Origin of the sequence: Streptomyces scabiei 87.22 (genome assembly GCF_000091305.1) — a bacterium.
GTDB lineage: Bacteria > Actinomycetota > Actinomycetes > Streptomycetales > Streptomycetaceae > Streptomyces > Streptomyces scabiei.
Genome location: NC_013929.1, coordinates 9052388 through 9079279, shown reverse-complemented (window position 1 = coordinate 9079279; position 26892 = coordinate 9052388). Strand labels below are relative to the sequence as shown.

General features: G+C 72.4%; 23 protein-coding genes. 8 read left to right on the top strand and 15 right to left on the bottom strand.

Translation table 11 applies throughout. The features are described 5' to 3' along the window. Window positions 1–22: 22 nt before the first annotated feature. Window positions 23–1675 (bottom strand): serine/threonine-protein kinase, encoded by a 1653-nt coding sequence (locus SCAB_RS39150; RefSeq protein ID WP_013005581.1) that lies wholly within the window; start codon window positions 1673–1675, stop codon window positions 23–25. 270 nt (window positions 1676–1945) lie between these two features. On the opposite strand from SCAB_RS39150, the gene SCAB_RS39145 reads away from it, so the two are divergent. After that, on the top strand, window positions 1946–5158 hold the full coding sequence (locus SCAB_RS39145; RefSeq protein WP_013005580.1) for a family 78 glycoside hydrolase catalytic domain: 3213 nt from the start codon (window positions 1946–1948) through the stop codon (window positions 5156–5158). Between the two features lie 167 nt (window positions 5159–5325). Next, window positions 5326–7173 (top strand): serine/threonine-protein kinase, encoded by a 1848-nt coding sequence (locus SCAB_RS39140; protein ID WP_269450649.1) that lies wholly within the window; start codon window positions 5326–5328, stop codon window positions 7171–7173. Between the two features lie 44 nt (window positions 7174–7217). On the opposite strand, the gene SCAB_RS39135 is transcribed toward SCAB_RS39140, so the two are convergent. The 5 genes from SCAB_RS39135 to SCAB_RS39115 all read right to left on the bottom strand — a co-directional run bounded on the left by SCAB_RS39135 (window position 7218) and on the right by SCAB_RS39115 (window position 11883). Further along, entirely contained in the window at window positions 7218–8147 is a 930-nt protein-coding gene (locus tag SCAB_RS39135; protein ID WP_013005578.1) for a MurR/RpiR family transcriptional regulator, read from the bottom strand. A 111-nt stretch (window positions 8148–8258) separates the two neighbouring features. Next, on the bottom strand, window positions 8259–9182 hold the full coding sequence (locus tag SCAB_RS39130) for an ABC transporter substrate-binding protein (RefSeq protein WP_013005577.1): 924 nt from the start codon (window positions 9180–9182) through the stop codon (window positions 8259–8261). Window positions 9183–9315: 133 nt separating this feature from the next. After that, entirely contained in the window at window positions 9316–10005 is a 690-nt protein-coding gene (locus tag SCAB_RS39125; RefSeq protein ID WP_013005576.1) for an ABC transporter permease, read from the bottom strand. Beyond that, on the bottom strand, window positions 10002–10667 hold the full coding sequence (locus SCAB_RS39120) for an ABC transporter permease (protein ID WP_013005575.1): 666 nt from the start codon (window positions 10665–10667) through the stop codon (window positions 10002–10004). Before SCAB_RS39120 ends, SCAB_RS39125 begins: the two co-directional genes overlap by 4 nt. Then, complete coding sequence (locus SCAB_RS39115; protein WP_013005574.1) at window positions 10660–11883, bottom strand: ABC transporter ATP-binding protein; 1224 nt, start codon at window positions 11881–11883, stop codon at window positions 10660–10662. Before SCAB_RS39115 ends, SCAB_RS39120 begins: the two co-directional genes overlap by 8 nt. 331 nt (window positions 11884–12214) lie before the next feature. On the opposite strand from SCAB_RS39115, the gene SCAB_RS39110 reads away from it, so the two are divergent. Beyond that, window positions 12215–13120: an amidohydrolase family protein gene (locus SCAB_RS39110; protein ID WP_013005573.1), complete on the top strand. Its 906-nt coding sequence runs from the start codon at window positions 12215–12217 to the stop codon at window positions 13118–13120. A gap of 14 nt (window positions 13121–13134) precedes the next feature. On the opposite strand, the gene SCAB_RS39105 is transcribed toward SCAB_RS39110, so the two are convergent. From SCAB_RS39105 to SCAB_RS39095, 3 genes are all read right to left on the bottom strand, one after another. Then, complete coding sequence (locus SCAB_RS39105; RefSeq protein ID WP_013005572.1) at window positions 13135–14559, bottom strand: cytochrome P450; 1425 nt, start codon at window positions 14557–14559, stop codon at window positions 13135–13137. Window positions 14560–14713: 154 nt separating this feature from the next. Continuing rightward, the gene (locus SCAB_RS39100) at window positions 14714–15352 is read right to left on the bottom strand and encodes a phosphoribosylanthranilate isomerase (protein WP_046773295.1); all 639 of its coding nucleotides are present in this window, start codon (window positions 15350–15352) and stop codon (window positions 14714–14716) included. Between the two features lie 64 nt (window positions 15353–15416). Then, window positions 15417–16682: a PucR family transcriptional regulator gene (locus SCAB_RS39095; RefSeq protein WP_013005570.1), complete on the bottom strand. Its 1266-nt coding sequence runs from the start codon at window positions 16680–16682 to the stop codon at window positions 15417–15419. 328 nt (window positions 16683–17010) lie between these two features. Between SCAB_RS39095 and SCAB_RS39090 the strand changes: the two genes are divergently transcribed. Together SCAB_RS39090 and SCAB_RS39085 are read left to right on the top strand one after the other, a co-directional pair. Beyond that, a complete protein-coding gene (locus tag SCAB_RS39090) occupies window positions 17011–17886 on the top strand; it encodes a DUF4394 domain-containing protein (RefSeq protein WP_013005569.1) in 876 nt (291 codons plus the stop codon). A gap of 151 nt (window positions 17887–18037) precedes the next feature. Further along, the gene (locus SCAB_RS39085) at window positions 18038–19048 is read left to right on the top strand and encodes a sporulation protein (protein ID WP_013005568.1); all 1011 of its coding nucleotides are present in this window, start codon (window positions 18038–18040) and stop codon (window positions 19046–19048) included. 16 nt (window positions 19049–19064) lie between these two features. Here the strand turns inward: SCAB_RS39085 and SCAB_RS39080 are convergent, their stop codons facing one another. The 3 genes from SCAB_RS39080 to SCAB_RS39070 form a co-directional block, all read right to left on the bottom strand. Beyond that, window positions 19065–20450: an LCP family glycopolymer transferase gene (locus tag SCAB_RS39080; protein WP_434991380.1), complete on the bottom strand. Its 1386-nt coding sequence runs from the start codon at window positions 20448–20450 to the stop codon at window positions 19065–19067. A gap of 148 nt (window positions 20451–20598) precedes the next feature. Beyond that, window positions 20599–21531, bottom strand: coding sequence for a M56 family metallopeptidase (locus SCAB_RS39075; protein ID WP_013005566.1), 933 nt, complete (start codon window positions 21529–21531; stop codon window positions 20599–20601). 6 nt (window positions 21532–21537) lie between these two features. Beyond that, complete coding sequence (locus SCAB_RS39070) at window positions 21538–21924, bottom strand: BlaI/MecI/CopY family transcriptional regulator (RefSeq protein ID WP_037726573.1); 387 nt, start codon at window positions 21922–21924, stop codon at window positions 21538–21540. Between the two features lie 197 nt (window positions 21925–22121). Between SCAB_RS39070 and SCAB_RS39065 the strand changes: the two genes are divergently transcribed. Together SCAB_RS39065 and SCAB_RS39060 are read left to right on the top strand one after the other, a co-directional pair. Further along, window positions 22122–22697, top strand: coding sequence for a TerD family protein (locus SCAB_RS39065; RefSeq protein ID WP_013005564.1), 576 nt, complete (start codon window positions 22122–22124; stop codon window positions 22695–22697). Window positions 22698–22707: 10 nt separating this feature from the next. After that, window positions 22708–23382: a hypothetical protein gene (locus tag SCAB_RS39060; protein WP_013005563.1), complete on the top strand. Its 675-nt coding sequence runs from the start codon at window positions 22708–22710 to the stop codon at window positions 23380–23382. Here the strand turns inward: SCAB_RS39060 and SCAB_RS39055 are convergent. From SCAB_RS39055 to SCAB_RS39045, 3 genes are all read right to left on the bottom strand, one after another. Then, on the bottom strand, window positions 23348–23782 hold the full coding sequence (locus tag SCAB_RS39055) for a DUF7144 family membrane protein (protein WP_013005562.1): 435 nt from the start codon (window positions 23780–23782) through the stop codon (window positions 23348–23350). The two genes, SCAB_RS39060 and SCAB_RS39055, sit on opposite strands and share 35 nt — an antisense overlap. Window positions 23783–23827: 45 nt before the next feature. Then, window positions 23828–24298: an SHOCT domain-containing protein gene (locus SCAB_RS39050; RefSeq protein WP_013005561.1), complete on the bottom strand. Its 471-nt coding sequence runs from the start codon at window positions 24296–24298 to the stop codon at window positions 23828–23830. A 253-nt stretch (window positions 24299–24551) separates the two neighbouring features. Further along, window positions 24552–25262 (bottom strand): HdeD family acid-resistance protein, encoded by a 711-nt coding sequence (locus SCAB_RS39045; RefSeq protein WP_013005560.1) that lies wholly within the window; start codon window positions 25260–25262, stop codon window positions 24552–24554. Between the two features lie 200 nt (window positions 25263–25462). Here SCAB_RS39045 and SCAB_RS39040 point away from each other — a divergent pair, with 200 nt between their 5' ends. Continuing rightward, window positions 25463–26878 carry a DUF2252 domain-containing protein gene (locus SCAB_RS39040; protein ID WP_013005559.1) on the top strand — a complete coding sequence of 472 codons (1416 nt, stop codon included), beginning with the start codon at window positions 25463–25465 and terminating at the stop codon, window positions 26876–26878. The last annotated feature ends 14 nt before the right edge of the window (window positions 26879–26892 follow it).

Sequence of the window (26892 nt, the reverse complement as noted above, 5' to 3'; positions counted from 1 at the left end):
GATGCCCGTGACAGGGCCATGGTCAGCCCGCCACCGTGAACTGGCTCCCCGTCTTCTCGCCGTCCTCCGTGACCGCCGCGGCCACACAGCGGAAAACACGCAGTCCCTTGTCCCACTGCGTGGCCGACGGCGGGACGATGTCGACGTTCCACTCCTTCGCGACCTCACGGCCGCCCGCGGTCATGGTCGCGGCCATCACCTTCTGCGAGCACAGCGCCTTGACGTCCGGATGCCTGATCAGGTCGCGCGCGTTGTTCGTCATGCCGTCCTTGGGCAGCGGGGCGATCGCGAAGGTCTCCCACACGTGCTCGGCCTGACAGTCGGCGCGGCTGACGGTGACGACGCCGGAGATGTCGACGATGCCGCTCCAGCACTCCGGAGCGGCGACGCACCGGCCGCCCACTCCGGCGACCTCGGTGGCGGGGCAGTTCTCCGCCGTGGTCGCCACCTCGAACCCCGAGGCCCCCGCGCCCCCGGCGGTGGCACCGGCGGAAGGCGAGGCGGAGGAGCCCTTCGCCCCGGCGTCCGCGCCGTCGTCGCTCCCGTACGTCACGACGGTCACCGAGACGCTCACGGAGACGGCCACGGCCACCGCCGCGAACCCGGCGATCACCGCGGGCCGCCGCCGCGCCGCCTTCCGCCCGCCGCTACCGTCGCCGTCCCCCTCGGGACCGGGCACCACGGTCGTACCGCCCCCGCCCGGCGGGACGACTCCGTACGGCGGCATGGTCGTGGGCGGGGCACCCCGGTACGGCGGGGCGGTCGTGGGCGGCGCGCCCGGGTGCGACGGCACCGTCGTCATGGCGGGCGCCGGGCCGAACCCTCCGCCTGCTCCCCCGCGCAGGTCCACGGTGTCGAGGTCGACCGCGGCGAGGGCGTCGCGGAACGCGCCCGCGTCGGACAGCCGCCCGGCGGGGTCGGCCACGAGGGCGTGCCGGAGCACCGCGTTGAGGGCGGGCGGCACTCCGGGGAGGTCGGCGTAGGGCCAGGTGTGCCGCACGATCAGTTCGGCGAGGCTGAGCTGGGTGCCGTCCTCGGGATGGTGCGGCGGACGTCCGCACAGCAGGGCGTGGACGGTCGCGGCCAGGGAGTACACATCGCCGGCCGGGCTGGGCTCCGCCATGTGGAACGCCTCGGGCGGCGCGTACGCGGGGGTCAACGCCTCCCGGGTCACGGACAGTTCGCGTCCCGGCCGGGGCATGGCGGCGAGGCCGAAGTCGGTGAGGGCGACGCCGCCGTACCGGTTGACCATGACGTTGCCGGGCTTGATGTCGCGGTGCAGCACTCCGGCGGCGTGGGCGGCGGCCACCGCGTCGGCCAGGCCCACCCCGATGTCGCGTGCCTCCTTCAGCGGGAACGCGCCCTGCCGGTGCAGCCGGTCGCCGAGCGAGCCGCCGGGGCACAGCTCCAGCACCATGTAGGGGCGGTCGTCGGAGAGGACCCCGGCGTCGTGGACCGGGACCACGTGGGGGTGCCCGGACAGCTGCCCGGCGGCCGTGACCTCGCGCAGGAAGCGCTGCCGGTCGCGCGGTGTGGACAGCACGCGGCTGTCCACCTTCAGGGCGACCTCGCGGCCCACGGCCAGTTGCCGGGCCCGGTAGACCGTGGCGAATCCGCCCCGGCCCAGGACTTCCTGGATCTCGTAACCGGGCAGGTCCGTTCGTTCGGGCCCCATGGTGCCGTACCCCCCGCGCACAGCCCCGGCCAGGACGTCCGACCGAGGTGAGGCGAGACTCTAGCCGAGCCCGATGACACCGGAACGCCGGGTTCGTCCGCCGGCCGACGCGTCCGGGTCGAGCTGATTAAAACGTTTCATTCCTCAGGAATTCACTAGCGGCCCACTATTGACCGGATTCGGCACGGAACTCTAACCTCCGGGAAATCGCATTGAAACCTTTCATGATGCGACCCTCAGCCCCCGGACCCCCGACCGAAGGTATGCACCATGGCGCAGGACTTCTCACGGCGAAGACTCCTCCAGTTCAGCGGCATCGCAGCGGCCTCGGTCGTCCTGTCCGCGCCCCGGACCCTCGCCGGACCGGGACCGGTGGGCATGGCCGCGGTCGCGGAGGAGGCTCTCGTGCCCACCGGGATGCTCACGGACCTGCTGCCGCGGGCGCTCGCCACGGACGCCGGACGCGCCCCCCGCTTCAGCTGGCAGGTGCCGGACTTCCGCGAGGGCACCGTGCAGCGCGCCTACCAGCTCCAGGTGGCGACCACCCCGGGCGGCTTCGAGGACGACGACCTGCTGCTGTGGGACTCCGGCAAGCGGGACTCCGCCGACTCCACGGCCGTCCCGTACGGCGGGCCGGCGCTGAAGCCCCGCACGGCCTACTGGTGGCGGGTCAGGAGCTGGAGCAACAAGCGCTCGGCCTGGTCGGAGCCCGTCCTGCTGGCCACGTCCGTCGAGGACGAGTGGGAGGCGAAGCCCCTCTGGGCGCCCGCCGGACCGGTGATGACCGACGGTACCCTCACGGTCCGCGTGAAGATCAGCGCCGTGGCGGCCGGGCTGTGGTTCCGGGCCGCGAACACCTCCAACAACTACATGTGGCAGCTGCGCGCGGGCACCCCCGGGGTGCTGCGCAAGCACGTCTGCGTGAACGGCACGTACACCGTGCTCGGCGAGGTGCGGCTGCCGTTCGCGGTCACCGCCGGGGAGTGGGTGGACCTCGGCGTCACCATGGCGGGCGCCACCTTCACCACCACCGTGAACGGCACCGTCGTGGACACCACCACCGACAGCCGCTACGCCTCCGGCAACGTGGGTCTGCGCAACGGCAGCACCGAGTCGCAGACCTACGACCGCGTCACCTTCACGGCCGCGGACGGCACGGTCCTCCTCGACGACGACTTCGCCTCCGACAAGGGCACCTTCGCCACCGGCACGGTCTCCGGCGGCGTCCTCGCCTTCCCCTCCGGCGCCTCCTCGCTCTCCTCCTACGGAGCCGACGACACCTGGGCGCTGCTGCGCCACGAGTACGACACGAAGGCGGGCAAGGAGATAGCCGCCGCGATCCTCTACGTCGCGGCGACCTCCCCCGATCCGGCCCGGCAGTACGTCGCGAAGGTGTGGAGCAACGGCACGACGGTCGGCTACGCCTCCGTCCGCTCCGGCACCGGCACGGCCTACCAGGCGTTCGACGTGACCGCCACGCTGCGGGCGGACGGGAGGGCCAACGCGCTGGCCGCGCTGTGCTGGACCACCTCGCAGCAGAAGTTCCTGGCCCAGCTGGAGATCACGTACACGGACGGCAGCCGCTCCACCGTCGCCTCCGGGGACCACTGGAAGGCCCGCCGCCAGGCCGGTCTGCTGCCCTCCAGGGGGAGCGCGGGCAGCAGCTACTACACCGTTCCGCAGGAGTACTGGGACCTGCGCCGGGAGCCGGTGGGCTGGACGCGGCCCGGATTCGACGACGGCGACTGGCTCAAGCCGGCGGTCCGCACCGCGATCGGCGATCTCGTGCCCGCGCTGATCGAGGCGATCCGCCCGCACGACGTCACCCCGGCCTCCGTCACCAAGGTCGCCGACGGCCGCTGGCTGGTCGACCTCGGCCGGGAGATCGTCGGCGGACTCGCCCTGGAGATCACCGGCGACGCGGGCGACACCGTAGAGGTGCGGCTCGGCGAGGAGCTGAACTCCGACGGCACGGTCAGGTACCAGCTGCGCGCGACCAACACCTACCGCGAGGTGTGGACCCTGCGGGACGGCGAGCAGCGCTTCGAGCACTGGGGCTACCGCGGCTTCCGCTGGGCCGAGCTGCGCACCGCGCTCGACCTGTCGAAGGCGGTCGTCACCGGCCGTGCCTGGAGGCTCGACTGGGACGACACGCAGGCCACGTTCCGCAGCTCCGACGCCGACCTGGACCGGGTCTGGGAGCTGTGCCGCTACTCCATCGAGGCCACCCGCGGCGACCTCTACACCGACACGCCCACCCGTGAGCGCGGCCCGTACGAGGGCGACGCGCTGATCAACCAGCTCTCCGAGTACGGCGTCCAGCGCTCCTACGCCCTCGCCCGCTGGTCGAACGACTACCTGGTCCGCAAGGGCACCTGGCCCACCGAGTACCGGCTGATGTGCGCGATCTCCGCCTGGGAGGACTATCTCGCCACCGGCGACGACCGGCAGCTCGCCAAGGACTACGACCTGCTGACCGCGAAGAACCTCACCTCGTACCTGGACTCCGCGGGGCTGGTCCGCAAGGCGCCCGGCAGCAGCAGTCAGGACCTCGGCGACCTGGTCGACTGGCCGGTCGCGAGCCGGGACGGCTATGTGTTCACCAACGTCAACACGGTCGTCAACGCCTTCCAGTACGCGGCCTTCGCCGCCCTCGCCGAGTGCGCGGCGGCGCTCGGCAAGGACACGGACGCGACCGCCCTGCGCGGCCGGGCCGACACTCTCGCCAAGGCGATGCGGGCGACCCTCCTCGACAGCGCGGGCGGGCGCTTCCTCGACGGCGTCGGCACCACCCACAGCGCCCAGCACGCGACCGCCTTCCCGGTGGCCCTCGGGGTCGCGGACGGGCTGGACAGGGCGGTGCTGGCGAAGCTGGGCGACACCCTCGCGGCCGGCGGCATGAAGGTCAGCGTGTACGGGGCGCAGTTCCTGCTGGACGCACTGTTCCGGCTGGGCCGCTCCGACGCCGCCCTCGCCCTGCTCACGTCCGGGGCGACCAACTCGTGGCTGCACATGCTGGACTCGCTGAAGGCGACCATCGTCACCGAGGCGTGGGACCCCGCGCTGAAGTCCAACACGACGCTCTCCCACGCCTGGGCCTCCGCACCCGCCAACGCCGTGGCCCGGCACATCCTCGGCGTGCAGGTCAGCGAGCCCGGCGCGGCCGCCTTCCGGATCCGGCCCCGAACGGGTTCGCTGACGGAGGTGGAGGGCACGGTGCCCTCGCTGCGCGGGCCGGTGTCGGTCCAGGTGCGCCGCTCCGCGGACACGCACACCACCCTGGTGACGCTGCCGCCCAACTCCCAGGCCGTGCTGGAGGTCGAGATCGGGGACGCCTCCCCCAAGGCGTACCGGGTGAAGGCGGCCACACCGCGCGGGGAGGGAAGCGCGAAGGTGGAGTCGTTCACCGATCTCACGGGCACGGTGCTGCGGATCGGCCTGATCGGTTCGGGGACGACGGAGGTGCGGCGCAAGTCCTCCTGAACAGGCCCCTGAACGGGCCCCTGAGCCGACCGCTCACGGCTTTTCGTGGGCCGGAAGTGACCGATAACCCGGAACGCGAGCCGCCGCTGAGCTAGCCTCAGCATTCTGGGGGCGAACTGACGTGCGTCAAAAGTGATTTCGGGGGTGTTGTGTCAGACCAGCGGCCGGTGCCGCCATCATCCACGGCGGACAGGGCTCCGGCGCTGCGGCAGGCGGGTGCCCTGCCGCTGCGAACCGGCGACCCGGACCGGATCGGTCCCTATGTGCCGCTCGGACTTCTCGGCAGCGGCGGGATGGGGCGCGTCTATCTGGCGCGCCCCACGGACGGCGGGCCCGACCTGGTCGCGGTGAAGGTGATCAGGCCCGAGTACGCGGAGGACGTCCGGTTCCGCCGCCGCTTCGAGCAGGAGGCGGCGGTGCACAGCAGGATCCGCACCCCGCGCATGCCGCGCCTGGCCGGCACGGGCTTCCGGGACGAGATGCTGTGGATGGCCACGGAGTATCTGCCGGGGCTCGACCTGTCGGCCGCCGTGGACGAGGACGGGCCCCTGACGGCCCCCGCGGTGCGGCGGCTGGTGGCGGAGCTGGGACAGGCGCTCGCCGACCTCTCCGCCGCGGGGATCGTGCACCGGGACCTCAAGCCGTCCAACGTCCTGCTGTCCGCGCAGGGCGCGCACGTCATCGACTTCGGCATCGCGAAGGCCGCCGACGCCAGCGCGATCACCGGCACCGGCAACCGGGTCGGCACCCCGGCCTACATGTCACCGGAGTACCTGCGGACCGGCGAGTGCGACACGGCCTCGGACGTGTTCTCCCTGGCCTGCACGCTGGTGTTCGCGACGATCGGCAGAGCCCCGTTCGGCGACGGCACCGGCGTCGACGTCATGCACCGGGTGGCGTTCGAGGAACCCAACCCGGACGTGCTGGCCGAGATCGCGGACGCCGACCCCGGTCTCGCCGCCCTGCTCGCCGCCTGTCTGGCCAAGGAGCCGGGCCGGCGGCCCACACCCGCGCAGCTGATCGAGGCGGCGTCCTCGGACTCGTGGGGCGCCTGGGGTTCCGAAGCGGTCGCGTACGACTTCCCGGAGGCCGGCGCGGCCCGGGACACCGAGGCGGACGGACCGTCCGGGACGTTCGAGTGGCCCGAACCGCTGGCCGGTCGCGTGCTCGCCCGGCAGCGGGCGTGCGAGACCCTGCGCCGTGTCCCCCTCGACCAGCCCGGTCCCCGGCCGGCGGCGAAGGCGGCGGCCGGGGGCGACGCCTCGCCGGGGCCGTCCTCCGACGCCTCGGCCCAGCCCTTACCTCCGACGGCGCCCGGCGGCCGGGCCCGCCGCAAGCGGGTGCTGATCGGCGCCGCCGGACTGACCGCCTGCCTGGCGGCGGCCGGGGTCGTGCTCACCCTGCTGAGCCCCTCCACGACCGAGGCCTCGCCGCGCAAGGGGACGACGGACTCCGCCGACGCCCGGCCCGGCGACTCCGTCTCGTTGCCGGCGTCCAAGTCCGCCGACCGGGCGGGCGCCGCCCCCGACGGCGGATCGGGTGCCTCGGAGGTGTCCGGCAAGGAGAAGGAGGAGCGGGCCGCGGGCGACGACGACACCCCGCGCCCCGGGGCGTCCGCGTCCGGCTCGGGAAGCGGGAAGGGCGCCGGAAGCGGCTCCGACGACCCCTCGCCCACCGATCCCTCCGTGCCCGACCCGAGTGCCAGCGAGTCCGCCGATCCCTCGCCGACGCCGCCCGACGACCCCACCGAACCCGGAAACCCGGCCTGGCTCACGGACTGCAGTTACTACTACGGCAACGGAGTCACCCGCCCCGGCGACAGCGGCGACCGCGTCCGGCAGGTGCAGTGCATGCTGTCCAAGCGCGGCTACAGCCTCGGACCCGGCGGTGTGAGCGGCGAGTTCGACGCCGGGACGAAGGCCGCGGTCCAGAGCTTCCAGCGGGCCAGGCAGCTGGTGGTCAAGGACGGCACCGTGCGCCCGCGCGTCTGGAGGGCGCTGCGCTCGACCGACTGAGGGGTCTGTTCGTCGACTGAGCGGCCCGGCCGGTGCCGGGCCGCTCAGTCGACGAACAGGCCCCGGGCCGCGGCCCGTACGTCGAACTCCTCCAGCTGGGCCTGGGCCGAGGGGAGGGCGTCGCACATCGCCTCCAGCAGGACCTGGCCCAGCAGCATGGGCGCGGCGACGGTGTCGAAGACCAGGCCGGTGCCCACGGCGGCGGGGAGCAGCACGTCGCTGTGGGCGGCGACCGGTGCGAAGGTGCCGTCGGCGACGGTCACCACCGTGAGCCCTGCGGCCCGGGCGTGGGCGAGGGCGGCGAGGAGTTCGCGCGGATGGCGGGGCAGCGCGAAGCACAGCAGCGCGTTCGCACCGGCCTGCCGGGCCGCGTCGACGCGGTCCCCGAGCAGGGAGCCGCCCTCGTCGAGCAGCCGGATGTCGGGGTGGACCTTCGCCGCGAAGTAGGCGAAGCCGCGGGCCTGCGCGGCGGAGGCGCGCAGGCCGAGCACCGGCAGCGGCCGGGAGGCGGCCAGCAGACGGCCCGCGCGTTCCACGGGTGCGGGGTCGGTCAGCAGGGACGCCAGCTGCCGCAGATTGTCGATCTCGGCCTGTACGGCCCGCTGGTAGGGGTTGGCGGGCCGTTCGTCGGGGCCGTGGCCCGGGGACGCGACCGCCCGTAGGTGGGCGCGCAGGGCCGGGTAGCCGTCGAAGCCGAGGACGGCCGCGAAACGGGTCACCGACGGCTGGCTGACACCCGCCAGCCGGGCCAGTTCCACGCTCGACAGGAACGGCGCGTCGGCCGCCTGCCGGACCAGGAAGTGTGCGACGCGACGCTGGGTCGGGGTGAGCCTGCGCCCTTCGAAGAGCTGCTGCAGCCGCGCGGCGGCGCCGACTCCCGCGGGTTCGCCGGTGTCTGCGCCGTCGGGTCCGGCGGTGCCGGCCGCAGTGGTGCCGTTCGCGCCGGACCGGTCGCTGTCGGCGGCGTCCGTCATCTGGTCTCCCGGCCGGTGGTGTGCGGTCCCCGCCCCGGCCCGGCGCGGGTGGTCGGGCGTGCGCTGCCGGGCAGGGGCGGGGGCGGTCGGTGGGGATGTGGCCGCGTACCGTCAGCCGACGAGACCGGCGGAGGTCAGCCAGTCCTTGGCGACGGTGTCGGAGTCCTCCTTGTCGTTGCTGAGCCTCTTCATCATCTCCAGCAGGTCCCCGGTGGTGAGCTTGGCGGAGACGGCGTCGAGCGCCTTCTTGGCCTTGTCGTTCACCGCGTCCTTGTAGACCAGGGGCGTCACGTTCTGCGAGGCGAAGAGGTTCTTCGGGTCCTCCAGGACCACCAGTTTGTCCGCGACGATGGCGGGGTCGGTGGTGTACAGGTTGGCGGCCTGCACCTTGTCGTCCTTGAGCAGCTTCACCAGGGTGGTCTGGGCGCCCGCGTCGAGGGGCTGGAACTTGCCGAACTCGACGCCGTAGATCTTCTTCAGGCCCACGCCGCCCTGGACGCGGGTCTTGAACTCCGACCCGGCCCCGAGGGTCATGTCCCCGGCGACCGGCTTGAGGTCGGCGAGGGTCTTGAGCTTGTACTTGGCCGCGGTCTCGGCGGTGACCGTCACCGAGTCCTTGTCCTCGGCCGAGGCGGAGTCGAGGATCTCCACCGACGAGGGGAGCTTCTCCTTCAGCTCGGCGTTGATGTCCTCGGTGGTGGTCGCCGTGCTGTTCTTGTCGACCGCCACCGTCAGCAGGGCGCCGTTGTACTCGGGGAGGACGTCGATGCCGCCCTTGACGACCTGGTCGTAGTAGACCTCGCGGGCGCCGATGTCGAACTTCCGGGTCACCTTCAGGCCCTTGTCCTCCAGGGCCTGTGAGTAGATCTCGGCGAGCAGCTGGTTCTCGGGGAAGTTCGCCGAGCCGACGGTGATGGTGTTGCCCCCGCCGCCACCGCCGCCGCCCGCCAGCGGATCGTCGTCGCTGCCGCCGCCACCGCCGCAGGCGGTCAGCGTGAGCGCGGTGATGAGGCCGAACGCGGCGCCTCGGTACATGCCTCGCATGGGTCGTGTCCTCTCTCGGAGCCCGGAAGCTCGGAAGGTCGAGCAGGTCGGGATCATGAATCTGTGTGCGGGAACGGGGGGTGGGGGTGCGGGTTCGGTCCGCCGGTGCGGTCGCGCCCTCGGGTCAGGGCCTCGACGCCGTGGTCCTCAGGCCCGGCGAGACGACGACGTGTCGCAGCGCGGTGAACACGAGCTGGACGACGAGCGCGAGGGCGACGACGACCGCCGAGCCTCCGATGACCAGCTCGTAGTCGTTGCGGGAGAGTCCGTCGACGATGTAGCGGCCGAGCCCGCCGAGGCCCGGGTAGGCGGCGACGGTCGCGGTGGCCACGACCTGGATCGCGGCGACCCTCAGTCCGAGGAGGATCAGCGGCAGCGCCATCGGCACCTCGACCCGGGTCAGGACCTCCCACTCGGTCATGCCGACCCCGCGTGCGGCGTCCCGGGTGGCGGGGTCGACGCCTCGTACGCCTTCGAAGGTGTTGATGAGGATCGGCGGCACCGCGAGCGCGGTCAGGGCGACCAGTACGGGTGCGGTGCTGAGCCCGGCGAGGGTGACCACCAGGACGACGAGGCCGAAGGTCGGGATCGCGCGGGCGAGGTTCGCCACCGTGGCCACGGCGAAGGCGCCGCGGCCGGTGTGCCCGACGAGCAGGCCGAACGTCAGCCCGATGGCGGCGGCGAACAGCAGCGACAGTCCGCTGTAGGTGAGGTGTTCCAGCAGCCGGCTCGGGATGCCGTCGTCGCCGTGCCACTGGGCCGAGGACGTCAGCCAGTCCCCCACGAGCCGCATCTGGTTCAGGAAGTCGTTCATGCCGACGTCACCTTGTTCCGGGACCACGGGGTGAGCAGCCGCTGCGCCAGGACCAGCAACGCGTCGGTCGCGAGGGCGAGCAGCATGATCAGGACGATCGCGGTGACGATCGGGGTGGGGAAGTCGAGCTGGAGGCCGCGGGTGATGTAGTAGCCGAGGCCGCCCTGCCCGATCAGCTGGCCGACGGCGACGAGGCTGATGGAGGAGACGGCGGCGACGCGCACGCCGGCGATGACGACGGGCACGGCGATCGGCAGCTCGACCTGGACGACCCGGCGTACGGCGCCGAATCCCATCGCGGTGGCCGCGAGCCGTACGGGTTCGGGCACCGAGGCGAGGCCGTCGACGACGTTGGGGACGAGCACGGACAGGGTGTACAGGGTCAGCGGGATCATCACCGTCTGTTCGGTCAGTCCGGTGTACCGGACGAAGATCATGAACAGGGCGAGGGACGGGATCGAGTACAGGATGTTGGCCACGGTCAGGACCGGCGGGTAGAGCCGGCGGAAGCGGTGGCACAGGATGCCGAGCGGCACGGAGATGATCAGCCCGAACAGCACCGGCAGCAGGCCGAGTCTGAGGTGGACGCCGGTGTACTCGGCGAGTTCGGCGGTGTGATCGGCGATCCACCCCCACCGGACCAGGGGTTCGCCGTCACTCATCGGTCACCGCCTCGCGGGTGCCGGCCGGGGCCGCTCCGCCGACGGGCGCCGTGGACACGGCTCCGGCCGGCCCCTTGGCCGGGGGCGTCGCCGCAGCGGGCTCCGCGGGGGCGGACCCGGTGGTCGTCCCGCCGGTGACCGCGCCGGCGGACAGTTCGTAGGCGTCGGCGACTCCGGCGACCGCGCCGTGGGCGTCGACGGCCACCGCCAGGCGGGCGGGCGACAGGAGGGCCGAGTCGAGCGCGGCCCGGGCCGAGTCGCCGACGAGGCTGAAGGTGTGGCCGAGGGGGGCGAGGGCCGCGTCGGCGAGGGTTCCGGTGGCCGGCAGCGTGTCGGTGGCGGCCCAGCCGAGCGGCCGTCGGGCGTCGTCGACGACGAGCACCCAGGGGACGTCCTGCGTCCGGGCTTCGGTCACCGACGAGGTGACCGGCAGCACCGGGCCGTCGCGCAGCGGCAGTTCGGCCGCCCCGACGAAGGAGAGCCGGCGGATGCCGCGGTCCTGCCCCACGAAGTCGGCCACGAAGTCGTCGGCGGGACGGGCCAGCAGCCGCTCGGGGGTGTCGAACTGAGCCAGCAGGCCGCCGGTGCGGAACACGGCGATGTTGTCGCCGAGCCTGATCGCCTCGTCGATGTCATGGGTGACGAACACGATCGTCTTGTGCAGCTCCTTCTGCAGCCGGATGAACTCGGCCTGCAGTTCCGCCCGGACGATCGGGTCGACCGCGCTGAACGGCTCGTCCATCAGCAGCACCGGCGGATCGGCGCCCAGCGCCCTGGCCACCCCGACGCGCTGCTGCTGCCCTCCGGAGAGCTGGTTCGGATAGCGCCTGGCCATCTCGGCGGGCAGACCGACGAGTTCGAGCAGTTCCGCCGCCCGGGCCCGCGCCTTCCTGCGGCCCCACCCCAGCAGCAGCGGAACGGTGGCTATGTTGTCCAGGACGGTACGGTGCGGGAACAGTCCCGCGTGCTGGATCACGTACCCGATGCCACGGCGCAGCTCCGGGGCGTTGACCTCCCGGATGTCCCGGCCGCGCAGGCTCACCGTGCCCGAGGTCGGCTCCACCATCCGGTTGATCATGCGCAGGGTGGTGGTCTTGCCGCAGCCGGAAGGACCGACCAGGACCGTGATGCCCCCCTCGGCCAGCTCCAGCGACAGATCGTCCACCGCTGTCGTGCCGTTCGGATACTTCTTGCTCACCGCGTCGAATCTGATCAAGACTGCCCCTTACCCGACTGCATATGGTCATGCAGAGTTGTCGGTGACTGAATGACAGTCAATGGAATTCCGTGAACGGCACGTTACGTTCACACCAAACCCTGCCCAAGGCGCCCCGGTTTCGACTGTATGAGAGCTTTGGTCCTCTTGATGATGAGCCGGTACGGAGGAAGGGACGACACCGGATGGGGTGCCTGAGCGGGAGGCGGCCGTTCGCGGCCCCCGAGTTCCCCGGGGCCGTGAACGGGGAAGTCCTTCCCCGCCCGGACGACGTCCGGAGCGGACGACGCACCCCGGCCGGGGAGGCGCCGACCTCGGTGGGAGGAGCGGCATGACCAACTGCGACGTGCACCAGCATCTGTGGACCCCCTCGCTGGTGACGGCCCTGCGCTCACGCCGCGAACCGCCGTACCTGGACGGCTGGACCCTGTTCCTGGACGGCGAGCCGCCCTACGACGTCCCGCCCGCCGACCACGACATCGCCCGCCGGACCGAACTCGCCCGCGCCGACGGCCTCGGCCGGACACTGGTCTCGCTCTCCTCCCCCATCGGCGTGGAGTGGCTGCCCGCCACCGAGGCACGCCCACTGATCGACGCCTACCACGAAGGCTCGGCCCTACTCCCCGAACCGTTCGGCGTCTGGGCCGCCGCCTGCGTACGGGACGTCGACGCGAAGGCCGCGGCCCTGGACCTCGACCGCGGCTTCGCCGGCCTCCAGCTTCCGGCGGACGCCCTGGGCGACGCGGACGGCTACACGCGCTGCGCCCCGCTCCTCGACCTCCTCGAAGAACGCGGCCTTCCGCTGTTCGTCCACCCGGGGCCCGCGCCCGGCGGCACCGAGGGGCCCGGGTGGTGGCCGGCGATGGTCCCCTACGTCCAGCAGATGCACTCGGCGTGGTTCGCCTTCCGTGCCTTCGGGCGCCCCCGCCACCCCCGGCTGCGGGTGTGCTTCGCGCTGCTGGCCGGGCTGGCCCCGCTGCACGACGAGCGCTTCGCCGCGCGGAGCGGCGGGGGCGACACGGCGGCGGACCCGGACGTCTTCGTGGAGACGTCCTCCTACGGTCCGACCGCCGTCGAGGCCGTGGTCCGCGCCCTCGGCGTGGACGCCGTCGTCCAGGGCTCCGACCGCCCCTACGCCGGACTCCCGCGCCAGCCCGGCTTCGGCCTGGGCGGGGCGGCGGCGTACGCGATGCGCGTCGCCAATCCGCACCGGCTGCTCACCGGGCAGGCCGGCTGACGCGTCGGCGCCCGTCAGCGGCCGGAGCGGATCAGCCCCGTGAGATAGCGCCACAGCGAGGAGCGCTGCCGGGCGGACACGTCCCGCGCCGGCGTCCCCGCGCCGGCCCCAGCGCCGGCTCCGGACTCCGCCGGGTCCAGCGCCGGCGGCTGCTGGTCCGTCGGTGCGAGCTCGTAGCGCACGGGCAGCGAGCGCAGACCCCGCATGAAGGGCGAGGACCGCCAGGGCAGCTGGTCGACGGGGAGCGCGAGGTCCAGGTGGGCGAACCGCTCGAACAGCCGCCCCACCCCGACGGCGGCGACGGTCGAGGCGAGTTCGCGTGCCGGGCACTGGCGCGGTCCCGCGCCCCAGGACAGATGGGCCCGGGTGCTGACCGTGGTGGTGGGTGCGACGTGGTCGGCGAAGAGGGGGTCGGCGTGCGCCGCGGCGGAGGAGACCCACACCGGGTCGCCCGCGCGGATGGTGTACTCGCCGAGCCGGGAGTCCGCGGCGGCGAACCTCGGCACGAAGTTCACCAGCGGGGGCTTGCGCATGACGACCCGGTTCATGGCCTCCCGGACCATGCCGGCGGACAGGCTCGCCCGCACGCTGTCCTCGCCCGAGAGGACCTCGACGACCGTGTTGGAGATGAGGATGCCGACGTGGTCGGACGTCATGCCCAGCAGCATGAACAGCTCGCGGGCCAGCTGGTCCAGGGAGAGGTCGGGGTGGGCGGCCAGCAGGTAGGAGGGGAAGTCCTCGCCCGGCGTCTTCAGCTTCAGCTCCGCCAGTTCCGCCAGCGCGCCCAGCAGCCTGTCCAGGGCGGGCCCCGCGTCGGGGCCCGCGTCCAGGACCCGCCACATGTCCATCAGGGCGTCGTCGCCCTGGGAGCCGGGGAAGCCGAGCAGATGACTGGCCACCATCAGCGGCAGGGGCCGCGAGAACTGCGCGGACAGGTCCGCCAGCCCCGTACCGCCCGCCTCGCCCATCAGGGTGATCAGCTCGTCGGCGTAGGCCGTCACGGCCGCCTTCAGCCGCTTCGTCTGGGGGTTGCGCGGGTCCTGGAAGGGCTTGAGCGCCTGGTCCCACGCCGTCCGCAGCGACTTGTAGCCGGGGCCGCCCTGGATCAGTACGTGGTTGACCTCCAGGGAGGGCGCGAGCGGCCAGTCGGCGGGCACCCTGCCCTCGGTCCTGGCCCGCCAGTTCTCCAGTCCCTTGGGCCATCCCGCGTCGTCCTGGAGCACCTGGAGCGACTCGCGGTAGCCGAGCACCAGCCAGGCGGGTACGCCCAGCAGGTCGACCGGCGCGACGGCGCCGTGCCGCTGCCGCAGCCGCTCGTACACCAGCGAGGGGCGCGTCTCGTAGTCCCGGGTCAGCAGTGGCTGGGGAGACAACTCCTCCAGCCTCGCCCCGTCCAGGTCCACGGACACACCCTCGTCCGACCGGATTTCCCTCACCATGCCGCCCGCCCCTCCGACACTCCCCGTACCGGACCACCTTCAGCCGGTAGCCGGAACGTGGGGACCCTACCCCAGGGTCACTTCCGGGGGAACGCCGGGCGTCATCAGGTGCGGCCCCGCATGGCCGGCGAACGGGCCGCGGCACGGCCGTCCGTCACCTCCCGGCGCGGGCCGCCCGGACGAACTCCCTGATCAGACCGGGGTCCTTGACCCCTCGGCGGTGTTCCACCCCGCTGGAGACGTCGACACCGAACGGGTTGGTCGCGGCGACGGCGTCGCGCACGTTCTCCGGGGTGAGGCCACCGGCGAGGAGCCACCTCTCCCCGGCCGACGCCTGCGGGCCGCGCGCCCAGTCCCAGGCGATGCCGGAGCCGGGGACGGGCGCGTCGAGGAGGAGCATGTCCTCGCCGAACTCCCCGCAGCGCGGCACCGAGTCGCCGAACGCGGCGGCGCGGATCAGCGTCCGGCCGCCGGTCGCCAGGGCGTCGTAGTAGGCGCGGTCGTCGGGACCGTGCAGCTGGATCGCCCCGATGCCCGACTCCTCGGCCAGGGCCCGCACGTCGTCGAGGGGTTCCCGGCGGAAGACGCCGACCGTCAGGACGTGCTCCGGCACGCGCCGGCCCAGCCGGGCGGCGGTGGCGGCGTCGATCCGGCGGGGGCTCTCGGAGAAGACGAAGCCGACGGCGTCGGCGCCCGCCTCCACGGCGGTGTCGACGTCCTGCTCGGTCTTCAGGCCGCAGATCTTGATGAAGAGGGAGTCACTGGAGTTGCTCACGGCTCCAGCCTGCCCCATCGGCGGCGGCGCGGGCACCTCGGCCACCCGGTCCGGTGCCCCGGCCCGGAATGGCCCGGTCCCGTCAGTCCCAGGCTCCCGACAGGCGCCGGGCGACGACCGTGCTCAGCGCGCGCACGCCCCGGGTGGAGCCCGGGTCGATGCCGGTGAGTTCCCGCACCCGGCGCAACCGGTAGTCCAGGGTGCGGGAGTGGACGGTGAGCGCCGCCGCGGTGGAGCCGCGGTGCATGTCATGGCGGTAGTACGCGTCGAGGGTGGTCAGCAGGTCCGGCCCGGAGTCCAGCCGGCGGGCCAGCGAGCGCAGCCACGCGTCCGCGAACGGCACGTCCGCGACGGCGAGTTCGACGAAGACGTCGGCCAGGGTATGGGGCCGCGACTGGGCGGAGGCGGGCCGCAGCGGGGCCGCCCGGCTGATCCGCCGGGCCCGCTCCAGGGCATCGGCCGACTCGGCGGTCCGTGCGACGGCGGTGCCGACGGCGCAGGGGCTGCCGAGGGCGAGGGCGAAGTCCCGTACGAGATCCGGCAGACGGTCGGGGACGAGGTCGGAGGCGAGATCGGGGACGCGATCGGACAGGAGGCCGGGGGCGGGGTGCGGGGGCACGTTCTGCGCCGCCGCACCCGTCGGCAGGGGCACCAGGGCGATCAGTTCGGCACTGCCGTCGCCGCTCCCCGGGCCCCACGTGACGGGTGTGCGGTGCGTCTTCACCAGGGTGTCGATCTCGTTTTCCAGAAACCGGTCGAGAAGGGGAGGGTCCGGCAGCCGGAACACCGTCACGGCGTGGTATTCGGGCAGTTCCATGTCGACGGCGGCGGCGATTTCCGCGGCAATCGGGTCCCCGTTCAGCAATGACCGGGCCAGCAGGGACACCTGCTCGGAGTACGGCATTCGGTGGCGCAGCACGCGGACGAATCCCTCGCGGTAGGCGCGGATTCCCCGCTCACCCTGCGGCGCGAACCAGGTCATCATCCGCATGAGTTCGTCGACACCGGCGCCGCGCTGGGCGTCGGTCGCCTCGTTGATCTCGCGCAGCATGAGCGCGGTGTGCACCCGCAGTACCTGCTGACGTGCGTCGAGCGACATGCCGGCGCTCGCCCGCGACTCTCCCATCGACGCGATCCAACCGAGATCTTCGTCGGTCAACTCGCTTATGTCAGGCGAGAGTTCGACCGTGCGCCGACGCAACCACAGCGCGTGTTCCAGTGTCTCGCCGCGCGCCCGGCGGTCCCTGTCCAGGAACCCGAGTTCCGGGATCTCGCGGGTGTACGTCTCGACCTCCCGGCGGGCGTTGGCCGACGCCCGGCGGGCCAGCTCGGCGAAGAGGCTCCCCATGCAGGCGAGCATGTCATCGCGCGCGAACGGGCCGACAGGCGACTTCCGGACGGCATTCATCACTTCTCATAAAGAGCGGCAAGTATGCCCGAAGGGTTTTTGTCACCATGCGCAAAATTCCCGGATCGGGGCGTTCCCGCCCTACCTTCCGCTTGTGGAGGAACCGTAAAGCGGCCTTAATGAGAACCGCCCACGGGCCCGTGGGGGAACAGCGGGACGGCTTTCCGGCGCGACTACGGAAGGCTCCGTCGGTCAGTACGGGCACGGGTACGCAATTTCTCAGCCGGGCGCCACGCGACGGCGCTCGCCCGAACGGGAGGGAACCCCGATGACAGCAGGCACGAGAAGGAGAATCACGGCGGCGCTGGCGGTCGTGGTCACGTCGGCGTCGCTCATGCTGGGCGTGCCGGGCACCGCTTCGGCCGCTCCCGCCGCCGTCCCCAGCCTGCGCGCGTTCGGGATCAGCGGCGACGGCACCCTCATGGCCACGTTCACCACGGACCGGCCGGACGTGCTCAACTGGGTGCGGGCCGTCACCGGGCTCAGCGGCGACACGGCCCTGGTCGGCATCGACTTCCGGGTACAGAACGGCCTGCTGTACGGAGTCGGCAACAAGGGCGGCATCTACACCATCAAGATCCCGACGGGCACCCAGGACGTCGTGGTCACCAAGGTGTCCCAGCTCCAGTACGCGCTGACCGGCACACAGTTCGGCGTGGACTTCAACCCGGCCGCCGACCGCCTCCGCGTGATCAGCGACAACGGCCAGAACCTCCGCCACAACCTCAACGACCACACGACCGTCCAGGACGTGAACCTCACCACCCCGCCGACCGAGGGCGCGACCAAGGGGGTCACCGCCGCCGCGTACACGAACAACGACCTCAACGGGGCGACGGCGACCACGCTGTTCGACATCAACACCACCAGCGACCAGGTCGTCATCCAGTCCCCGGCCAACAACGGCACGCTCGCCCCGACCGGCAGCCTCGGCGTCGACGCCCAGCTCAAGGCCGGCATGGACATCTACAGCACCCTGAGCGGCGGCAGGACGGTCGACAACGCCGCCTTCGCCTCCCTCACCCCGAGCGGCGCGAGCAACCCCTCGCTCTACACCGTCAACGTCTTCACCGGCGAGGCGACCGTCGTCAAGCAGTTCCCGCTGAACATCACGGACCTGGCCATCAGCCTCACCGGCTCCTGAGCCCGCTCCGCTCCCACCCTCGCCGCGGCCCGGTCATCACCGGACCGCGGCGCGTCCAGGTCCCGGACTCCCCTATGCTTCTACACGCCTGTAGAGGGAAATCGCCCTCAACTGCACACGCATGTACGGAAGTTAAGGAGTGGACGCCATTATGGTGTTCAAACGACTGCTCGGTTCGCTCGGCGTGGGCGGCCCCACGGTCGACACGGTTCTCGACCCCGGGGCGGTCCGCCCGGGCGCCACACTGACCGGCCGGGTCCATCTCAAGGGCGGCGACGCCGACTTCGAGATCGAGCACCTCACGCTGGAGCTGGTGGCCCGGGTCGAGGCCGAGCACGAGGAGGGCGAGAGCGAGGGGATCGTCACCTTCGACCGGACCACGGTCGGCGGCGGCTTCCGGCTCTCCGAGGGCGAGGTGCGCGAGGTCCCGTTCGCACTGACCCTGCCGTGGGAGACCCCGATCACCGAGCTGTACGGGCAGGCCCTCGGCGTCGTGCTCGGCGTCCGCACCGAACTGGCCGTCGCCGGCGCCAAGGACAAGGGCGACCTCGACCAGCTGAGCGTCACGCCGCTGCCCGCCCAGGAGGCCGTCCTCGAAGCGCTCGGCCAGCTCGGTTTCGGCTTCCGGTCCGCCGACCTCGAACTCGGCCGGATCCACGGCACCGGCCAGCAGCTCCCCTTCTACCAGGAGATCGAGCTGACCCCCTCCCCCCGGTACGCCCACCTGGCCGGCGAGATCGAGCTGACCTTCCTCGCCGGTCCCGGCGGCATGGACGTCGTCCTGGAGGCCGACCGGCGCGGCGGACGGTACGCCGAGGGGCACGACGCCCTCTCCCGCTTCGCCGTCTCCCACGAGGAGGTCGCCGACCAGGACTGGAACGCCCTGGTCGACGGCTGGATCGAGCAGGTGGCCGCGCACCGGACCGCGCCCGGCCCCGACTCCCCCTACGGATACGCGAGTTCCCACGGCGAGGGGCACGCGGGGCACCACGGCGACGAGGGACACCGCTCCGGCCCCGGGATCGGCACCGCCGTCGCCGCGGGCGCGGCCGGACTCGCCGTCGGAGTCGTCGGGGGGATGGTCGCCGCCGAAGTCGTGGACGAGGTGGGGGACTTCTTCGAGGGCGAGGACGAAGAGGAAGAGGAGGAAGAGGAGGGCTGACAGGTCTACGGACCGGTCACCACATCTTCTCCGGATCGAGGTCCGATCCGACGATCAGGGTCACCTCTCCTGCGGCGGCGTCCGCGGACCGGGTGGCCTTGGCGTCGGGCAGCCGTGAGGCGAGGACCTTGGCCTGCCGGGTGAGGCCGTCCGGGTGGGCGACCGTGGTGGTGTCGGTGGTCTCGGGCGCGTTGCCCGTGCCGACGACCGTGAAGCCGGCCTCGCGCAGCTTCTCGGCCACGGCGGCCGCCCGCCCCGCGACCCCGGTGCCGTTGAGGACCCGTACGCGCACGGTGGAGGCGTAGATCAGGCCCTTCTTGGCCTGGGCCTGGAACCCCTTCTTGTCGACCTCCTTGTCGTTGGCCAGGGAGGTGAACAGGTCGGCGGCGTACGGGTACTGCCAGACGACATTGGCCTTGTCGGCGGGAACGTCCGCCTCGCGCGGGTAGTTGGGGACGGTCAGGAAGGTCAACCGGTCGCTCGGGATGCCCTTCAGCTCGGAGGCGAGGTCGTAGATCGGGTCGATGCCGTCGAGTTCCTCGTCCGTGGTCAGGGACTTGGTCGCGGACTGCAGGAAGTCGTAGAGCGACGTGGGGCTGGTCAGCTTGGACTTGGCCTTGGCGGCCAGCGTCTCCATGAACTCCTGCTGGCGGCCGATGCGTCCGATGTCGGAGCCGTCGCCCACCGCGTAGCGGGTGCGCACATAGCCGAGCGCCTTCTCGCCGCGGACGGTCTGGCAGCCGGCGTCCATGTCGAGGTGGGCGTCCTCGTCGTGGATGGCCTGCTCGGGGCAGACCTCTATGCCGTCCAGGGCGTCGACCATCCCCTTGAAGCCCTGGAAGTCGATGGACATGAAGTTGTCGATGCGCAGGCCCGTGTTGTCCTCGACCGTCTTGATCGAGCAGGCGGCCGCACCCGCCACCTCACCGCCCGAACCGCCTATCGCGAAGGCCTCGTTGATCTTCGCCAGATGCGGACCGGAGGTCCCGCCGTCGCCCTTCTCGCACGCCGATATCTCGACCCACGAGTCCCGTGGGAACGACACCACGGTCGCCCACTCGCGGTTCGCGGGGAGGTGCAGCACCATCAGCGTGTCCGACTGCATGGTGGTCAGGTCCCTGCCGTACTTCGCGTTGGCTCCGTCGCGGCTGTCCGAGCCGACGACCATGATGTTCTTCGAGCCCGGACTGAGGTTGGCCGGCCGGTCCCCGCCGAGCTTGCCGTCGATGTCGGCGCCCTTGATGTTGTTGTCCAGGTCGTTGTAGACCCAGGCGCTGACGCCTCCGGCGCCGAGGACGAGCACCGCGGTGGTGCCCGCGAGCCAGCTCACCACGCGTCCCCGCCGCGTCAGGCGCGTCCCCCCGCCTCCGGCACCCGCGCGCCGCCTTCCCGTACCGCTCACCGGCCTTCCCCCGCCTCGGCCGCACCCGGCCGGTCGACTCCCCCTGGACGTCCGGGACGTGTGATCACCGAACCCGCAGGACTCTACATGCATGTAGATATACGGACCGGTGCCCCACATGTCTCACCAGGCCCCGTGGCCCCGAAGGTCACAGAGGCGTCGCAGCGTACAGAATCAGGGCCATCGTCACGGCAGAGTTCGCCGAGGACATCGCCGAGAGCGCGGCCCCGACGGCCGCTCCCCACGCGGCCAGCCCCACCGAGGTGAACACCGGCGGCCAGCTGCGCGCCGCGGGCGCGGGGCCCAGCAGCGCGGCCACCCGGCGCGGCACCGGCCCCGACGCGGCGAAGCCGGCGAGCGTCGCCACCGGCGAACCGGCCGACAGGAGCGCGGCCTTGCCGATCGCACGCGCCACGACCCGGCGGCTTCCGACGGCACGCGCCGCGTCCTCGTCCGCCCACCGTTCGGCCGTGTAGGACACAGCTGTGCGCAGGGGCCGGAGGAACGGGTTGGCGCGCGCGGCCAGCCGGACGGCCAGCAGCAACCGGTGGTGCCGGGCGGCGAGATGGGCCCGCTCGTGGGCGAACAGCGCCCGGCGCTCGGCCGGTTCCAGGGACGCCAGGAGGGCCGTGGTGACCACCACCCGGTCGCGCCGGCCCCCGGGCAGCGCGTACGCGTAGGGCACCTCGTCGGGCAGGACGGCCACCTCGGTGCCGGGCAGCCCGGCCAGGGCCCGGTGGGCGCGACGGCGCACCCGCCCGTGCCGCCACAGCGTGCGGCCGCAGGCCACCACGACCGCGAGGAGCGCCGGGATGGCCAGCCGCCCGGCGACCTCGTCGTACGGAACGGCCGCGCGCACCTCGGGGTCGGACCAGCCGTCCGGCAGTGGATTGCCGGGGAGCTGGGCCGTGCCGACCACCATCAGCAGGGCGAGGCAGACCGTGCTGCACACCGCCGTCACCACGGCCACGCCGGTCAGCAGCCGGGTGGCGGTGCGGGGATGCAGCCGCTGCTCGGCCAGCCGCGCGATCGGCCACGCGGTGAGCGGCAGGACCAGCGGGAGAAAGACGAACAACCCCATGCTGCCTCAGTCGTCCCCTTCGGCCCTCGTCCGCCCGAGCAGCTCGCGCAGCAGGCGTTCGTCGTCCGGCTGCAGCGAGGTGACGAAGCTGGCCAGCACGGCCTCGCGGTCGCTCTCGCCGTCGAGGACCCTGCGCATCCGGTGCGCGGCCAGGCCCGCCTGGTCGGAGGCCGGGGTCCACACGAACGAGCGGCCGGAGCGCTCCCGGGTCACCGCACCCTTGGCCAGCAGCCGGGTCAGGATCGTGATCACCGTGGTGTAGGCGAGGTCCCCGCCGAGGCGTTCCTGCACCCACCCCGCGCTCTCGGGGGCCCGCGCCTCGCGCAGCGCCGACAGGACGAGCGCCTCCAGCTCGCCCTGCCCCCGCCGCCGGGGACGCTGCTCGTCCGTCACGCCCTGTCTCCTCGCCGCCGGCCGATCGATCCGCGTCACGCTCTCTACAGAATTGTAGAAGGGGGATTGCGGAAACACGTCCACTCTTCTTCTACAGTGCTGTAGATTTCAGATCCCGGCAGAACGCCGGTACGACACGCAGGCGGCAGGTTCCACGGGACCCTGCCGGCCCGCACCATCTCAAGAAGGAGTCCACCGTGGGAGTTTCCCTGTCCAAGGGCGGCAACGTCTCGCTCAGCAAGGCGGCACCGGGCCTCACCGCCGTCCTGGTCGGCCTGGGCTGGGACGTGCGCACGACCACCGGCACCGACTACGACCTCGACGCGTCGGCGCTGCTGCTCGACGCCGCCGGAAAGGTGCTCTCCGACCGGCACTTCGTCTTCTACAACAACCTCACCAGCCCGGACGGTTCGGTCGAGCACACCGGAGACAACCTCACCGGCGAGGGCGAGGGCGACGACGAGTCGGTCAAGGTGAACCTGGCGACCGTACCGGCCGAGGTCGACCGGATCGTCTTCCCCGTCTCGATCCACGACGCCGAGAACCGGGGCCAGAGCTTCGGCCAGGTCCGCAACGCCTTCATCCGCGTGGTCAACCAGGCGGGCGGCGCCGAGATCGCCCGCTACGACCTGTCCGAGGACGCCTCCACCGAGACGGCGATGGTCTTCGGCGAGCTGTACCGCAACGGCGCCGAGTGGAAGTTCCGTGCCGTCGGGCAGGGTTACGCCTCCGGGCTGGCCGGGATCGCCGCCGACTTCGGCGTCAACGTCTGAGGAGGACGGGGTGACGGGGCCGTATCCCCCGACCGGTCTCCGCCCCGAGGACCGGACGGACTTCGAGGCTGCGCTGTGCCGGGCGCTGGACACCCCGGACATCCGCGACGCGCTGCGTGCCGACACCGGCGGGGTGGCCGAACGGCGTCTGCGGGTCAGGGCGTCGGCGGACGCGGACACGATCGTGGCGGCGGCGAGCGGCGAATACCGTGCGTACCTCGCCGCGCTCGCGTCCGGCACGGACGGCCCGGACGCCTTGAACGGGGAGGAGCCCGGGGCGGGCGGCTGGACCGGGCGCACGCCGCGGCGGACCGCCGACGCCGGGCTGCTGCCGCTGCTGGCGGTGCTCACCCCTTCCTTGGCCGCCTGCTCCGCCGCCGTCGTCCTTGTCCTCGGCGGGCTCCTGCGGCTGCTCGGCGTGCGGGGCACGCTGCCCGGCTCGCTGCTGGCCGCCGGCTGGACGCTCGCGCTGTTCGCGGCCACGAGTGCCCTGCTCGCGCTCGCCGCCCTGTTCCGCACGGCGCTGCGCGGGCCCGGCGATCCGGCGGGGCCCGCCCGGACGGAGCAGGCGCGGCTGGTGTGGCAGCAGGCCCTGTTGCACCGTGGCATGCTGCCCCACCTGCGCCGCTGTCTGCGCGAGGACCCGTCCCTCAGCGAAGCGAGTCCGCCGGGTCGTCCCGCTTGACCACACACAGGGCCCAGATGATGAACGCCGAGAAGGCGATCATCACGATGGACCAGACGGGGTAGTACGGCAGGGACAGGAAGTTGGCGATGATGATGAGCCCGGCGATGGCGACGCCGGCGATCCGGGCCCACAGGGACGCCTGGAACAGGCCCAGACTGACGAGGACGGCCACGGCGCCGAGGGCGAGGTGGACCCAGCCCCAGCCGGTGAGGTCGAACTGGAACACGTAGTTGCGGGTCGAGACGAAGACCTCGTCCTCGGCGATGGCCATGATGCCCCGGCAGACGCCGAGGACACCCGCGATCATCAGCATGATGGCCGCGAAGACCGTCAGTCCCTCCGCGAAGGGCCGTGACCGCTTGCTCGCGTGCATGTGTCCCGTGTGTGTGGCGGTCATACCGCTTCCTCCGTTCGGTGTGGTGCGCTTGCGTGCGGTGCGTCCTCAGCGCATGGCGGAGGACCGGCCGGTGCCCGCTCCCGCCGAGGCGCCGTGGCCGCTCAGGACCAGTTCCTTCGCGCGGCGGAACTCGTCGTCCGAGATGTCTCCGCGGGAACGGATCTCGGACAGCCTGGCGAGTTCGTCGACACTGCTGGACGGTGCGCCGCCGCCCTTGGCCGTCTCCCGGATGTAGGAGTCGAAGGCCGCCTGCTGCGCACGCGCCTGGGCCACCTCGCGGCGGCCCATGTTCTTGCCGCGGGCGATCACGTAGACGAAGACGCCCAGGAACGGCAGCAGGATCGTGAAGACCAGCCAGCCCGCCTTGGCCCAGCCGCTCATGTCGTCGTCGCGGAAGATGTCGACGACGACACGGAAGAGCAGCACGAACCACATGATCCACAGGAACAGCCAGAGCATGGACCAGAAGACGCTCAGCAGCGGGTAGTCGTACGCGAGGTACGTCTGACCACTCATGTCTCTCCTCCGTTCCGGGCGTTCGCCCGGCAGTCTTCCTGCCGTCCAGGCGTGACGCCCACGGCACCACCCGGTGCCGCTCTCAGCGTGCCCACGCCACCGACCGGCCGGCCTCACCCCGGGCGGGTGAGAACGGTGCCGCCGGGGGTGGTGCCGAAGGTGGGGCCAGGGCAGGCGGCCACCTCGGTGCCGTACCCGCACACGCGTCCGGGAGCCGCCGGCACCCGGCGGCTCCCGGACGGCGCGGCCCCCGTCACTCGGGGGTCACGGCGGTCGCTCCGTGCGTACCCGTGAGGCCCGCCCGGTGGAGCGCGGCCCGCCAGGCGAAGGCGATCGCCGCCTCCGCCAGACCGAGCAGGACCAGCCACAGGCCGAGCAGCCGGGTCAGCGCCGTGGCCGACTCGGTGGGCAGGGCAAGCACCACGATCCCCGCGACGATGCCGAGCACGGCGGCGCCGAGAACGAACCCGCGGTGGGGCAGGTCCTTCGCGGCGAGGGCGGTGTGGAGCGTGAGGATGCCGCTCACCAGCCAGACCACCCCGACGATCAGCGAGAGCGCGGCGATCGTCTGCAGCGGGTTGCGCAGGCACAGCACTCCGGCCAGGACGCACAGCAGGGCGAGGAGCAGTCCGGCCAGCCGCTCCCCGGGCTCCTCCCGGGCGAAGACGGCGACGAACCGGAACAGGCCCATCACCAGCAGATACAGCCCGATGAGGACCGCGAGGACGTGCAGGGTCTCGTCCGGCCAGACCAGGATGATGACGCCCGGCACCAGGGTGACCAAGGCCGCGCCGAGGATCCACGTCCAGGACCGGCCGACCCGCCCCAGCGCCTCCGCCGGGTCGCCGAGGGCGCCGGGCGCCGTCGCACGGGGCGGGGCCGCCGACCCGCCGGGCCTGTCGGCGGCCCCGCGGGGCCCGCGGTCCGTACCGGTACGCGGTACCGGGTCGGGAGAGTGCGTCATGGCTCCTCCTCGCGGCCGAGCGGGCCGCCTCCCCCACCGCCGGCACGCGGCGGTGGACGGTGATGTGTGCGGTGACCTCTCTGCGGCCAGCGTTCCCGCGCGCGTGCCCGCCCGGATCACCCTCGGCGGGTGAAACCGGTACATCGGAGGCACGATGAGGTGGGAAGCACGCCCGGCCGGCGGTTCAGGAGGTAGGGGTCATGACCGTATCCAGCGCATTCAGTGCGTCGCTGACCGTGGCCGACAGGGCCGCGTACGGCCGCAGCGCGCGCAAGCGGGCCTCGCGCTCGTGTCACGGCTGGTTCGAGGCAGACGTGGACTCCGGCCGGACCGACCCCGTCGAGGTGATCGAGCGCCAGTCGGCCACCCGGCTCCAGGAGCTGGTGCCGATCCGCTACGGCCGCATGCTCGAATCCCCGTTCCGCTTCTACCGGGGCGCCGCGGCGATCATGGCCTCGGACCTCGGGCCCCTGCCGAACACCGGCCTCACGGTGCAGCTCTGCGGCGACGCCCATCTGCTCAACTTCCGGCTGCTGGCCTCACCCGAACGCCATCTCGTCTTCGACATCAACGACTTCGACGAGACCCTGGCCGGGCCCTTCGAATGGGACGTGAAGCGGCTGGCGGCCAGCTTCGTGATCGCCGCCCGGGCCAACGGTTTCCCGGAGAAGGAGCAGAACCGCGCGGTACGCGCCTGTGTGGAGGCGTACCGGCGGCGGATGCGCGACTTCGCCGGCATGCCCACCCTGGACATCTGGTACGCGCAGGACGACGCCGACCGGCTGCGGGAGCTGATGGCCTCGTCGATGGACAGGCGCAGCAGACGCCGTACCGCCGAGGCAGCCACGAAGGCCCGCACCCGCACCCATCTCCAGGCCTTCGAGAAGCTCACCCGGGTCACGGCCGAGGGACGGCGCATCACCCCCGACCCGCCGCTGATCACCCCGCTGAGGGACCTGCTGGCGGACCCCTCCGGGAACGGGCAGGAGAAGGAGCTCCAGAACGTCCTGGACCAGTACGTACGAACCCTGTCGTCGGAACGCCGGCATCTGCTGCGGCACTACCGCGTCGTCGACATGGCCCGCAAGGTGGTGGGCGTCGGCAGCGTCGGGACGCGCTGCTGGATCGTCCTCCTGCTCGGCCGGGACGACACCGATCCACTGCTGCTCCAGGCCAAGGAGGCGCAGCAGTCCGTCCTCTCCGCCCAGCTCGGCGGCGACCGCTGGGACAACCAGGGCCGCCGTGTGGTGTCGGGGCAGCGGCTGATCCAGACGACCAGTGACATCTTCCTGGGCTGGACCCATGTGGTCGGCCTCGACGGACGCGAACGGGACTTCTACGTACGGCAGTTGCGCGACTGGAAGGGCATCGCCCGGCCGGAGACCTGGGACCCCGGCATGCTGCGGCTCTTCGCCCAGGTGTGCGGGGCCAGCCTGGCCCGGGCGCACGCCCGCTCCGGTGACCCCGTCGCGATCGCCGCCTACCTGGGCGGCAGCGACCGCTTCGACCGGGCGCTCGCCGAGTTCGCGCAGGCGTACGCCGACCGCAACGAGCGGGACTTCGACGCGCTGCGGGTGGCCGCGCACACGGGCCGGGTCCGCGCGGAGATCCTCTGACGGGGCCCGCTCCG